Origin of the sequence: Flavobacterium salmonis (assembly GCF_903819435.1) — a bacterium.
Lineage (GTDB): Bacteria > Bacteroidota > Bacteroidia > Flavobacteriales > Flavobacteriaceae > Flavobacterium > Flavobacterium chungangense.
This window is the reverse complement of the sequence record NZ_CAIJDP010000046.1, coordinates 56,202-69,707: the sequence shown is the minus strand read 5'-3', so window position 1 is coordinate 69,707 and position 13,506 is coordinate 56,202. Positions and strand designations below refer to the sequence as shown.

The following is a 13,506-nucleotide window of genomic DNA, read 5'->3' as shown; positions in this document are numbered from 1 at the left end:
AGTAACTCCACAATCAAAGTCGATCTTTGTCGATCTTGCAACGAAGATTCCTCCTTCGTCGGAATGACAAAACAACGCAAAATCAAACTTAAAATGACCTTATATAACTTATATGGTTTAAATTATTTACTGAAACTCAAAAGAATCCAAAAGCAAACCTTTCATATCCTCTGATTCTATTGTGATTTTATAGGTCCCGGCATTAATATAACCGCCGGAAGTTGTATTCAATATCTTCCATTTTTCTGTTGCTGAAGGAAACTCAATCGTATCATTTCGCATCAGGATTCCGTAGGCGTCTTCCATTTTGAATTTGACTTTTAACGGAGTTTCGTTTCGGTTCATAAATCGGAAACGCATCAGGTAAATTCCCGCAACGCCCGGTTTGACTTCAAACTGAATGCTGTTGTTTGTTTTTTCCTTGAATTCAATATAATCCGCTTTTTTGAAATTCCCTTTTTCGATTCCGGTTCCGTTTGTTTTGGCGGTCTCGGCTTCTAAAAGTACAACCGGTCTTGAATCGTCTTTCTCGCCCATATCGTACGTTGGAACAACTGCGATTGTAGTATTTTCAAAACCAACTTTCTCTCCTTTTTTTACTTTTTTATGGAAAACCGAAAATTCCACTTTATCTGAATTTTTAGCTGTTTCAGACAACTTTTTGTAACCAGAAATAGAATCTTTTGATTGGGTAAACAAATAGATTTCTGAATCTTCTTTGGTTGTGAATGAACCAGAAACTTTAGAATTAGATGACAATTGCAAATAATCGGCAGCAAATAATTCAGAAGGTAATTTTATAAAAACCACATCAGAATCTGAATATTGTGTAGAATTGATATCCAGCCAGGAACCAATTTTAGTTTGTGAATTACTTGCAACGTTCTGAATATTTCGTGGCGAAGGCGAAGCTCCTTTTGCATTTTTATCTTTGGTTGCAATGGCAATTGCTGAAATAATAGCCTGACTTGCTTTTACATTAGGGAAAGAGATAACGATTTTTCCATTTACACTTTTTACAACGAAGGCTTTCTTAAGCGCCGAATCGTGTCCGACTTCACTCCAGATATCCAAATCTTTCAACACCACATTGTCATTTATCGCTACGTCAAACAAACGCCAGCCTTTGCAATCCAGTCCTCCACCGGTTCCGTACCAGGGTTCTGTGAAATACAATTCTACCAGATATTCTCCGTCAGGAGCTGGGAAATCGTAACGCAATTTGTCGATTCCGTATCTGAAACTTTGAAATAATTTCCAGTCTTTTGTTCCCGAAATTGGGTCGAAAGTGCTTCTTTGACTGGCATAAAAATCAGGCAATTGTTTGAAATTATCTGTCCAAGACAAAGAACCCCAGGTATTTTCTCCGCTTTTATGAACATCAGCCTGCCATAAATTGCCGAGAGAATCCGTGATTTCACTACCGCCACTATTGACCCTGTAAATATAATTGTAGTTTTTCTGAGGCTGTAAAAGTGTTTCTTTTTTGGTTTCTAATACCTTGAAATTTGGCGCTTTTGGCAAATTGTTCAAAACGATATAATCTTTCGCAACCGCTTTTCCGTTTACATAACCCACAGCATACAAAACATTGTATTGAACATTGACATTATTCCATTGAAAATGCTGTCCTAATCCCGGATTTTTTAGTTTTCCAAGTGATGTTTTATTAACATCATTGAACAGTTCAACCTCATCACAATTGGAATAAACATCGATTCCGTTTTTGATTCCCGGTGCATCCCAACGATTTGTCCACGTGTGCGAAACGATATACACCATTGGATTGGTTTTGTTCGAAACATAATTGGCGCGGTACATATAATACGCGTCCAGAGGTTCGCCCCAAATGCTGAAAAGTCCTTTGTAATTTACGGGTTCAACCTTGTCAATATCTCTAAATCCTTCTCCGTTTTGCACGCGTCCCGGATTTTCGTGCGAAGCAAAAAGCCAGTTGAATTGCCCAGCTATTTTATCTTTTACCGATTCGGCTTCACGGACTTTGATTTCCATTAGTTGGGAAAAACGGTTTTCGCTTAAAACTCCTTTTTGGTCGAATTCGCCTTCGGTATGGAGATCGTGTGAACGCCAGGCGCCGTATTCGCCGTTTAGCAATTGCGTGCTCATTTCGACATCATAATTAAACGGATCGCCACCATAAGTTCCAGACCAGTTTTGCACGACATTCCAATCCGTTCCTTCGCCACCGTTGCAGGTGGTTACGATGCGTTGCGAAGCCGACATTGGATCCATTTCGCGAATGATTTGGGTACATTCTTTAGCAAATTCTTTTGGAATCGTGCTTTCATTTTGTAATCCCCACATTATTACTGAAGCATTGTTTCGGCGTTCTTTGATCCATTCGCGTAATAAGATTTTGAAATTGGCCTTGAATTCGGGTGTATCGTACCAAATATGTGCCGAAAACTGACTCCAAAACAGGATTCCGTTTTCGTCTAGTTCTTCCTGATATTTTAAATTATGAGGCTGATGTGCTTCTCGAAAAGCATTGAAACCTCCCGCTTTTATTTGTTCGATTCTCGAATGAATTTGCTCATCAGAAAACGAATGGCTGTTTCCTATTAAGTGTTCGTATTCGCAGGTTCCGTTGATGAACAATGGTTCGTCGTTGATGTAAAAACGATTGTCTTTTCCATCTCTACTAACTGGCCAGCTTACCCAACGGATTCCGTAAGGTGTTTTTAATTCGTCAATTTTCTTTCCGTTTTCCGAAATTGTAGTGACTAATTCATATAAATATGGTTGGGCTGGCGACCATAATTTTGGATTTGCAATTTCCGGAAGTGTTTGTGCTATTTGTTTTGTTTCTACTGAAGTGTTTTTGATATCACTTTTTACGCTAACTACTTTCTTTCCGCTTTTATCAAAAAGGGTGTTTTCGATGGTTAGGCTTCTGTTTGAAGTTCCGTAGTTTTTGATTTCGGTAGTAATGTTCAGGATTGCTTTTTCTTTGGAAGTTGCTTTATCATTCCAAATATGAACACCAAAAGGTTCTATGCGAACTTCGTCGGTAACGACCAAAGTTACGGGTCTGAAAATACCCATTGGCTGTGAGCCTTCTGAGAATCCCCACTCTCCGGAACATCCGCCACAAACCCAAGGCAAATCGGCAATGAAAGATGGATGCGAGGCTTTGACGATGATATTATTTGTATTTTCGAAAGAAATGGCTTTTGTAATATCGACTGTAAAAGTGGTTCTTCCGCCTTTGTGTTCGCCGACTTTTTTACCATTTACCCAAACGGTGGCGTACGAACTTACACCTTCGAAAAAGAGGAAAAGTCTTTTTGAAATATCTTTTTTGTCAAGTTGTAATGTTTTGTGATACCAGGCAGTTCCGTGTAAATTACCGTGTTTGGTTCTTCGGAATCCGTAATACTGATCCCAGTTGTGGGGTACGTTTACTTTTTGCCATTGCGCATCTACTTTTGGATTTTGTACGAAGGTTTCTTCCTGCTCCGGAAGCTTGTCCAGAACTATGGTTTCCCAAGAGGAGTTCAGCGAAACTTCTTTACGAAACTTCGCCGGTTCCTTGCTACTTTGACTCCATACAAAGCAAGCACCTACAAAAAAATAAAAAATAAAAAAAACTATTTTCTTCATATGTTTTAAACCATATAAGTTATATAAGGTTATTTAAGTTCTGGTCTTTTATGCTCATTATTTTGTCATTTCGACGAAGGAGAAATCTCCATTAGTAACTCCGCAAAGAAATGTTGCCAATCTTTGTAGAGCATCTTGCGGAGATCCCTCGTTCCTCGGGATGACAAGATTGTGTTTTATATTATCGTAACCTGAAATCCTCTCGTGATGTGATTGCTTCGTTCCTCGCAATGACTCGTTTGTTCGCGTGAGGGATGGCAGTGGAGCTCTTTTTTTGAGGCGATTTTTCTTCGCCTCAAAAAAAAGCGGGAACGTACAGCCCGACCCGTAGTTTTTACGGAGGGTCACGCCCCAATTATCTTAATAAAACAACCAGTCTACCGCACCTTTTTCGCCTTCGTCGATGTAGCCGACATCACGGGTCGTAATGGTTTGATTAGCATCGATGAAGCCCAAAATCAGGACTCTTCCTTTGCCCAAATCGAGTTTGTTTTCGCCCGGTTGGAAGGTGTAGGTGTGAATGTTGATTCGTGGCAATTCCTTCAAATTCATCGCGCTTGCCAGTATTACTTCGGCCTGACCGTGGGCATTTCCGGCTGCATCTGTCTCTAGACTTGGCGGGAATAAAAATCGTTTTTGATCGGAATTGAAATAACCTACCACTAATTTTACGGCTTTGGTATTTTTGAATTTCAGGTGTGTTCCGTTTTCGTTTTGAGCGGTTTCATCGAAGGTGATTCCTTTTAAGTTTTGCAATTCAGAAGCCACTTTTGTCAGTTCTGAAATTGTTGTTCCATACACTTTTGTTCCGTTTTTGACAGCGTAAGTTCCTTTGCTTTCTTCCGAAGATTTATTTAAAATTTGGTTATCAGGAACCGCCTTTTCATTTTTATCGGAAAAAGATTTATTGTTGGCGGTTTCACTCAACAAAGTTACCTCAGCAGTTTTCCAAGGCTTGGCTTCTTTAGTTACAATTTTACCATCTTTTGACGATTTTAGAAGTTCTAAATTTCGTTTGAAATTCGCTAATTCGCGTTCGTAATGTGGCAATAATTCTGCCCAGGTTTTGTTGTTTCCGTCGTCTCCGCCAATCGGGATTCGGCGTTGTGCGGTCTGCATACTGTTGGCATACAAATAATGGTCTTTGGTTAGATTTACCAATAATTCGTAGTGTTTGATGCTCTCTTCAAGATGCGGAAGGGCTTTATCCAAATCGGAAATCTCATTGGAATAGCTGTAGCGCAACACCAAAATCGCGGCTTTCACTTTCTCCGAAAAGAAATCGGCGAAGGCTTTGTAAGCGTGCATATCGTTTTTAAGGCGCAGGAATTCTTCCTTGTCTTTCGTTACTTTTGACTCGGCTTTATCGATGGCTTCAACGGCTAATTTTCCGTGTTGCGTGATTTCGGCGATGATTTGCGTTGGCAATTCCCCAACGTGAGGTTCTTTGTTCCACTCTTTTTTGGCGTATTCCAAAAGCAATTCGCCAACAGGTCCGCAAGATTCGTGGAAGCCCGGATATACGCGCCATTTGGCTGGATTTACCAATTGACTTTCGAACATTCCCAATAATAAAGTCTGACGATTTCCTTCGGTGATTCCGAAACGTCTTAATGTTTTTGGAGCAATTTCTCCCGACTCATCGTAGGCTTTTTGGATGTTATTTGCTGCTTCTACATCAGTTCCGTATTTAGCAGCTAAATCTTCACTCCAATATTTAATTTCTTCGTTTCTGTCTCTTTTACTATTCCAGGCATACCTTGCCCAGGCTTTGTACCAAATCCAGTCGCGATCCATTTCGAGCAATCGTTCACCAGTTTTTGTTTTATCAGCCGTGTAAGGCCAATCCCAATAGGAAGCCTGCGGGTACAAATGAAGCGCATTGGCTCCGTGTATGGTGTGCATTGCCTGAACAGTTTTCTGGATAAAATCAGGAGATCCGTAACGGAAAGGCTCCAGATTCGCCAAAATATGTACGTTTGAAATGTGAACCGAATTTAGCGAACTTAACTTTTTATGAATTTCTCCCCAAGGTCCGCCTGGCGTGTAAGTGGTCAGGGACTCGCCATTGTACTTGTGCATCGTGTATAAATTTTTATACAACGGAAGCGATTTCTCCATTACCAACGGTGCATCCGTATCGTGCGCACGAAGGATAATTGGCGGTTCATCTGTTTTTCCTAAAGCTTTCAGTCCGTCCTGAACGCCCGGAATAATCGTTTTGGTAAACCATTCTACGTCATCTTCAACCGTATTAATGGCTTCACCCAAACAAACCAACAATCCTACATTTGGATATTTTTCGATAAAAGCGGTGATTGATTTTTTAGTGTAATCAGCGATTTCAGGCGTGATTGGGCGTGAACGATCTTGTGTTTTAATGTTGTAATGCTCTGCAAAAGGTTTGGAAACAATGATATTATAGAACATCTGAATCACCCAGATTCCCCTTTTGTTGGCTTCTACAGTTAGGTAGTTATAAATTTCTTCGTTCTTTTTGAAATCTTCTTCGCTTACTTCCAGTGCGAACGGATAGTCTTTTAGTTTTACCAACGAAGCAAACGGATGTCCGTTCCATAAATACAGGGAATTCAGTCGGTTGTCGACCATCATATCCAGGTATTTTGTCCACAGTTTTTTGTCGTAAAACCAAGGGAAAGATTCGGGAGTGTATGGATATTCGTAAACGTCTCTTCCGGGAAGATAAACCGGTTTTTGCACTCCGATACAAGATCCTCGCAAGACCATTTCGGGACTGTCCTCGATATTGATTTCGGATGGAATTTCACCTGAAGTTTTGATTCGGTCTGCCAATTCCAAAGCGCCGTACAAAGCTCCGGTTGCATCTGTTCCTTCAATGAAAATGATGTTTTTTTGCGTGCGGATTTGAAAGCCTTCTTTTTTGGTTAATTGGCTGTCATCGATTTTAGCAGTTTTAGAATTTTGTTTCCAAAAATCGGTTCCTTTTTCGCCAATTACGATTACTTTATCTTTTGACTTTTTAGGAGTTTTGTCTGCGAAAGTTATTTTGAATCCTTTCGCTGTTGCGGTTTCTGATAGTTTTTGGGCTCCAAATTCTGCTCTTGGTGCATTTGCATCACGAACGATGGTGATATTTTGCGCTGATGCAAAAGCAGTAATTAATCCTAAAAAAAGTAAGCTTAGATATTTCATTGTATTGTGATTTATTCTTAAACCTGACAGGTTTTTGAAACCTGTCGGGTCTGTTTGATTCCGATATTAATTCTGAAAAATTTTCTTCAAATAAGCAACGTTGGCTCCGTAATTCGCTTTTAAATTATGAACCTGCGTTACATCACGGGAACGTTCTACGATTAACCAGCCACTCCATTTCATTTCGTCCAGTACTTTTTTGATTTTAGGCATATCGACATTTTTATCGTTTTCCAGCCAAACGCTATCTGTTGTCGAAGCGTGAATTTGTGCCAGATGCTTTTTACCTAAAATCTTTAATTCTGTTGCGATGTCTCTTCCGTTATCCACGGCATTCGCAAAATTGAAAGAGCTTTTGATGTGTTTACAGCCAATTTCTTCCAACAGTTTTTTCTCTTCGGTAGCGTTTAGTGAAGTTTCGATGGCGATTACTCCTCCAATTTTTCCGACTTGTTTGCCTGCCCATTTCAGTCTTTCGATAATTATCGGGCGTAGTTCCGGATTTTTAGTCAGATCGCTTTCTGTACCCAAAGGCAAATAAGCGACTTTTACTTTCATATTTTTCATTGTAGCCACACAATCGTTAATCATCAAGGTAATCGAATCTCTTTTGGCAAAGGATTGTGCGTAAAATCCGGACATTGCAATCGAACTGATTCCGACTCCTGTTTCTTTGGATTTATCCAGAAACTTTTGTCTTTCAATCGGATCGCCTAATTTGCTGTCGAATGTGGGTCTTTTTCCCAAACCACCCATATCGAGTTCGATTCCGTCTGCTTTTATTTCGCTTGCCAAACCAAAGGCACCGAGTTTTTGTCTTTTTAAAATCATCCAGTCGCAAACGGCCACTTTATATTTTTGCTTTTTTGATGATTGAGCTGAAACTTCGCTGTTGAATGTTCCTGCCAAAACAATTGTCAGAACTACAGCGATAGTTTTAATGAAACTACTATTTTTCATATTCTATTTTTGCTACAAATCGTAATTTTCAATTCGTAATTCGTAATTAATTTTTACTCCTCTTCTGCTTTAACAGCTTTCACTTCAACTCCTTCTTGTCCTGGCCAGATTCCATTTTTGATTGGAATTGCTTTCAATTTACTTGGATCAATTTTTACGTATTTCAGTTTCTCTCTTCTCCATGTATAAACGATATGTACCATTCCGTCTGAACTTTGAATGATGGATGGATACGAATATTGGCTGATTTTTGAATCTTCTAAAACTAACGTCGCTTTCCAGTTGATTCCGTCATCAGAAATAGAAAGATTTAAAGGTGTTCTAGGTCCTTTAGCTTCTTTTCCCGGAGGCAAAACGTGGTTGTAAACTAATAAGTGTTTTCCGTTTTTAAGCGTTACGGCATCGGTTCCGGAGTTGTTATTTGGCAAATCTATCAACTGAATATCCGACCAGGTTTTTCCGTTGTCTTTAGAAAAAGTGCTGAAAATAGCCCTGTTTTTCGTTCTTCCAATTGCCTGAATGCTTCCGTTTTTATGAAACAAAATACTTGGCTGAATAGCGTTGATTTTTTGTTTTTCTCTTGAAATTGTATCGCCCATCACCCAGGTTTTTCCGAAGTCCGGAGTGGATTCCATACGCAAATGCCAGCCATTTCCTTCGGTACTTGAAGGAAGCAATAATGTTCCGTTACTCAATAAAACCGGTTTGTTTTTGATGGGTCCCAGAAAATCTTTACTCGGCATATCAATTTTATCAGACCAGGTTTTTCCTCCGTCAGAAGAAGTTCTGTAAACGCCCCACCACTCAGATGGTTTTGGTCCTATTTTATAAAACAGCATCAAATCGCCACCCGGAATTTGGTATAAAACAGGATTCCAGGTCGGAAATCTAGTTCCATCTTTCATCACACCATCTGCAACCTTAATGGGTTCACCCCATTTGTCGCTTCCTTTTGGTTTTATAGCCGAATAAATACAAACATCGGGATGTCTTTCGTGTGATCCTCCAAACCAGGCCGAAACCAAATCTCCATTTGTTGCTTCCACAATCGTTACAGAGTGGCAGGAAGGATAAGGCGCTTTGTCGTAAATGAATTCATCTACCAAAATTCCTTCTTTCCAGGTCTTTTTTTCCAAAGCAGATTTACAGCTTCCCAAAAGTAGCAGTCCAAAAAAAGCGATGGTTATGTGTTTGAGTTTCATTATTTATATTTTTAAATTTTATAGTTTTTATTTTTAATGCATTATGAAAATATCCGAATGTGAAAATTTATTAAGTGTAAAAATGACACTAAAAAATCAAATACGCATCCTGTACTATCCCGAATTAATGGGAATGTGTTTTAAAAAATATCATGAGATTGTTATTGAAAATTCTATGCGTTTTTTCAATTACAAGAAGAAAAATAATTGTTGCTAACAACATTTTATTTATTTGGTAAATCTTTTTTGTTGGGAGGTAAAAAATTCTCACCGGTTACGACATTTTTGCCCGTCTTTTGTTCTAATTCTATTCTTGCATTTTTAGCAACTGCACCGCCTTTTTTACTGGCTTCAGCATTTTCCTGTAACCCTATTGCTTCTTCGTTTTCAGCTATTTGTCTGGTAGAAAGTTCGGCTAATGCTGTAAAAATCAATTCAGCTTCGCTCATATGGTCACGCAGGTTTTGTGATTTTAAACCCTTTGCTTCTTTGTGTTTCTTAACTGAAAGTCCTGTCCATTCCTGATGGATGATATTGGTTAGAATAGCAAATTCTTTTTTCTCTTCAATACCTGCTTCTTTCCAATAATCGGTAAGTTTATTGCGGGTTTCCTGTCCCATCATACGTTGCTGAATCCACTTTTCGCTTCTTCCGTGTTGTTTCCAGTTTTCTCTGGCTCGGTCTATACTTTGTGCCGGATCCTGAATTTCCTGAATACGTTCATACCCTACTTTTGCCAGCCATTGCTTAAAAGGTTCTGCTTTGGGCGATGGAATAGATTGCACTATTCTAAAAATATCTTCAACATTTCCTGCCAATATTTTACGATTTTTACCATTAGTAAGCATCGTTACCTGGGGACAATTTGTCCCTATGTAGCTTCCGAGTTCAACATCTCTTTTTCTAATTTTTTTTAAATAGTCTGTAGGGTTTTTAGAATCTGTTAAAGCTTCAACAATATCTACTACTGAAAAATACCATATTTCATTATCAACATCATAATGGCTTCGTACTTTTTTATCTTCAAAAATTTTGACAGCATCCATAAATTACTTTTTTTAACTAATTCACGCAATAATACGAAAAACCTTCTTAATTTATTTTACTTCACATTCAAAACATAAGACCCCGATTCTAAAGTGAGAACTATGTTATTATTTTCTGTTTTATAAGAAGATGAAAATTGAGCCAGTTTTTGCCTGTTTACCATTACCGATGAAGCATTCGCTGTTGGCAAATAAACCACAGCCGATGAATTGGCGGGAATGGTAATTTTCCATTCTAAAGTATTTTTGGTTTTCTTCCAGTCGCTTTTAATCAATCCGTAACTGGATTCGTAAGAGGCATTTACAAAAGTCAGTCCCGCATTGAAATCCGGTTTCATAATGATTTGTTTGAAACCCGGAGTTTCAGGATTGCTCTTGATTCCTGCCATATTTTCGTAATACCAAATCAGTAAATCGCCCAAAAGCATTACGTGATTTTGTGAATTCATTGTGGGATCTGCAGTATTTCCGTTCCATAATTCCCAAATGGTAGTGGCACCGTTTTCGACCATATATCCCCAACTTGGATAGGTTTTGTTGGAAGCCAGTTTATATGCCAAATCTCCTCTTCCAAAATTTGTCAAAGTTCGCATCAAAAATTGCGTTCCGATTACGCCTGTGCTGATATGACCATTTTTAGTTACCTCAACTTCGTGAATCATATTCTGAAAAACTTTGTCTATTAGATTTTCAGGAACCATCCCGAAAGCCAAAGGCAATACATTTGCCGTTACCGTATTATTGGCATAATAGTTTTTTTCGGTATTCAAAAATTTGGCATTGAATGCTTTTTTGATTCTTGTTGTCAAATCATCATAATGAGCAATATCGGCATCGGCATTGGCGATTTTGGCAAACTTTTTCATTATGCCCAAAAGCTGATAATAAAACGCACTCGACAGCAATTGTCCATCTGTCAAACGGGCAGGATCTTTGGAACGAATCAACTCTAATGATTCCGGTGGAACACACCAATCACCATATTTGTCCTTGTCCATTAAATCATTTTGAAGATAATTTTCTTCCATATACACCATCCATTTTTTCATAGACGGATATTGTTTTTTAATCACTTCTGCATCGCCAAATTGTTGGTACAGCATATCACCCACCGTGATATACGTTCCCGGCCAGGTCACATTATCACCGTAATAACGCCAAAATGCCGGCGCTACATCTGGCAATCCTCCATCTTGGGTTTGAGAATATTTAATATCGTCCAACCATTTGGCATACAAAGTTTGGTTATCGAATAAAAAACTTTCGCCATAAGCACCTGTAGTGCGGTCTCCCAACCAAGGCTGACGCTCGTTTCGCTGTGGACAGTCGATTGGCATTCCTTTATAATTTCCGCTGATTCCCCACCAGGCATTTTTGAAAATTTGGTTCATCGTTGCATCCGAAGATTCAAAAGTTCCCGTCGTTTTAATATCATCATAAACCACTTTTCCGATGAAATTATCCAAAGTTGGTTTGGTTGGAAAACCTGAAATTTCCACAAATCTAAATCCGTGAAATATAAAACGGGGTTCCCAAGTTTCTTCTCCTTCGCCTTTCAACGTATAAACATCAGTAGTTTTGGCATCACGCAAATTGGCAATGTATAGCAATCCATCAGCCTGCAAAGATTCGGCAAATTTCATTGTGATTTGGTCACCGCTTTTTCCTTTTACTTTCAGTTGCAACCAGCCCACCATATTCTGACCCATATCCAAAATATAAGTTCCTTTGGCAGTCGCTTTGATCGAAATTGGTTTTACCTCGCCCATTATTTTCATACCCGGCGTCATCTGTGCTTCGTAAAAACCACCCGGTTCCTGAACATATCTGGCATTTACCCAGGTTGCATCATCAAAATTGGTGGTAGCCCAGCCTTTCATTTCCTTGCGGGCATCATATTCTTCACCGTCGTATTCGTTGTTGGACAAAATTGGTCCGTCGGTCGTTAATTTCCAGGTATCGTCTGTCCGGATGATGTCTTTGGTTCCATCGGTATATTCGACAAACAACTGCAAAGCCATTTTCGGAAAACCAAATGACTTGATTTTATACGGTTTGTAATCCTGACGCATCGCAAAAAAACGTCCGTTTCCTAAAATCGTTCCGAGCATATTTTTGCCTTCTTTCAATTGCGAAGTCACATCAAAAACATTGTATTTTACGTTTTTGGTGTAATCCGTCGGAACGGGAGCCAAAACCTGATCGCCAATTTTATTTCCATTGATGTACAACTCATACAATCCCATCCCCATAATATAAACCTTGGCGCTTTTGACTTGTTTTTTCAAGTTGATTTCTTTTCGCAAATAACGAGCAGACAATCTCGAATATTGGGAAACGCTATCATCTTTCGATAATTTTTCATAGCCAATCCAGCGTGTAGATTTCCAATCCGCATACGTTAAAATCCCGATGCTGAAATGGGCAGTTACAGCCGATTTGATTTCGCCTTTATTCGTAAAAACAGTTACTTTCCAAAATGCATTTTGTCGGTCTCCCAACTTTTTTCCGTTGTAGATAATATTAACCGATTCGTTGCTTGTTACTTTTCCGCTATCCCACAAATCGGCTTTGTTCGAGTTCAGATTTTCTAAAGTTGAAGCGACCATAATTTGATACGCCGTTTGTTTCACATCATTCACCTCCGACTTTATCTGCCAGCTCAAACGGGGCTGAACGACATCGATTCCTTCCGGATTGTTCAGCATTTCGCATTGCAGATTGGTTACGCTGATTTTGTTTTGGGCTTTCGCCGAAAGTGAAATCAACGTTATAATGATGAATGTAAGATGTAAAAAAAACTTTTTCATTGTTTTGTTTTTATGTGTTTTAGAATTGATTTAGAAATCAATCTAATTAAAACTATTATTTTTTACAGAGAGTAAGTACTACCATACCTTCCTCTGATTTTATCCATTAAGCTTAAATCTTTAACTTGAATCTTCCTGTCAGTTAATATTTTATGTGCGTTCCAGCGAATTTTCCAATTGGTATCTTTTGTCTTTTCTCTTAATTTTGAAATAACAGACTGTTGAATGCCTACTCCATTAAAATCCAACCAATAATCTAATAATGCTAAAGAATTAAAGCGAATTTCCAGTTTTTGATTATCTAATTCTTTAACCAGCATTTCTCTGACTTTCTCTGCGTCTAACGAATCAGTTTCATCAACTGTAATATTCTCCAAAAGCGGATAAAGCTGGTTCATTTTATCGTGAGTGATCGCAATTTCAAAAACCCTTGCAAATTCTTTGGTTAAGAAATCAGTCCAAAAACTATAGTTTTCACATTCAGACAAAGAATAATAAATAAGATTAATCTTATCGGTTTCAGAAAACAGTTTATCCACACAATAGCGTTTCAATTCCTCAATATTATCCCTGCATAATTTTTCCGTCTCTACTTCTATTTTTTCTGATGCTTCAAAGTCAAGATTAGAATATTCTTCGTAGCCCATTATACTGTCTAATACCATTTTAAATGTTTTAATTATTTGGATT

7 protein-coding genes are annotated in these 13,506 nt (G+C 38.6%); all 7 read right to left on the bottom strand.

The genetic code is table 11. The features are described 5' to 3' along the window. Window positions 1-126 precede the first annotated feature (126 nt). The gene (locus FLACHUCJ7_RS00950) at window positions 127-3,624 is read right to left on the bottom strand and encodes a malectin domain-containing carbohydrate-binding protein (protein WP_180907564.1); all 3,498 of its coding nucleotides are present in this window, start codon (window positions 3,622-3,624) and stop codon (window positions 127-129) included. Between the two features lie 360 nt (window positions 3,625-3,984). Next, window positions 3,985-6,798 (bottom strand): alpha-d-galacturonidase, encoded by a 2,814-nt coding sequence (locus tag FLACHUCJ7_RS00945; RefSeq protein WP_180907563.1) that lies wholly within the window; start codon window positions 6,796-6,798, stop codon window positions 3,985-3,987. Window positions 6,799-6,864: 66 nt separating this feature from the next. Then, complete coding sequence (locus FLACHUCJ7_RS00940) at window positions 6,865-7,758, bottom strand: sugar phosphate isomerase/epimerase family protein (protein ID WP_180907562.1); 894 nt, start codon at window positions 7,756-7,758, stop codon at window positions 6,865-6,867. A 53-nt stretch (window positions 7,759-7,811) separates the two neighbouring features. Further along, window positions 7,812-8,960, bottom strand: coding sequence for a sialidase family protein (locus FLACHUCJ7_RS00935; protein WP_180907561.1), 1,149 nt, complete (start codon window positions 8,958-8,960; stop codon window positions 7,812-7,814). Between the two features lie 224 nt (window positions 8,961-9,184). After that, complete coding sequence (locus FLACHUCJ7_RS00930; protein WP_180907560.1) at window positions 9,185-10,006, bottom strand: BRO family protein; 822 nt, start codon at window positions 10,004-10,006, stop codon at window positions 9,185-9,187. Window positions 10,007-10,062: 56 nt separating this feature from the next. After that, window positions 10,063-12,816, bottom strand: coding sequence for a glycoside hydrolase family 78 protein (locus FLACHUCJ7_RS00925; RefSeq protein ID WP_180907559.1), 2,754 nt, complete (start codon window positions 12,814-12,816; stop codon window positions 10,063-10,065). Between the two features lie 62 nt (window positions 12,817-12,878). Continuing rightward, entirely contained in the window at window positions 12,879-13,481 is a 603-nt protein-coding gene (locus FLACHUCJ7_RS00920; protein WP_180907558.1) for a hypothetical protein, read from the bottom strand. Window positions 13,482-13,506: the final 25 nt, after the last annotated feature.

Bases quoted from the DNA above. Each gene is read 5' to 3' on its own strand.
- FLACHUCJ7_RS00940 (WP_180907562.1), bottom strand. From the start codon at position 7,758: ATGAAAAATAGTAGTTTCATTAAAACTATCGCTGTAGTTCTGACAATT.
- FLACHUCJ7_RS00950 (WP_180907564.1), bottom strand. From the start codon at position 3,624: ATGAAGAAAATAGTTTTTTTTATTTTTTATTTTTTTGTAGGTGCTTGC.
- FLACHUCJ7_RS00925 (WP_180907559.1), bottom strand. From the start codon at position 12,816: ATGAAAAAGTTTTTTTTACATCTTACATTCATCATTATAACGTTGATT.
- FLACHUCJ7_RS00930 (WP_180907560.1), bottom strand. From the start codon at position 10,006: ATGGATGCTGTCAAAATTTTTGAAGATAAAAAAGTACGAAGCCATTAT.
- FLACHUCJ7_RS00935 (WP_180907561.1), bottom strand. From the start codon at position 8,960: ATGAAACTCAAACACATAACCATCGCTTTTTTTGGACTGCTACTTTTG.
- FLACHUCJ7_RS00945 (WP_180907563.1), bottom strand. From the start codon at position 6,798: ATGAAATATCTAAGCTTACTTTTTTTAGGATTAATTACTGCTTTTGCA.
- FLACHUCJ7_RS00920 (WP_180907558.1), bottom strand. From the start codon at position 13,481: ATGGTATTAGACAGTATAATGGGCTACGAAGAATATTCTAATCTTGAC.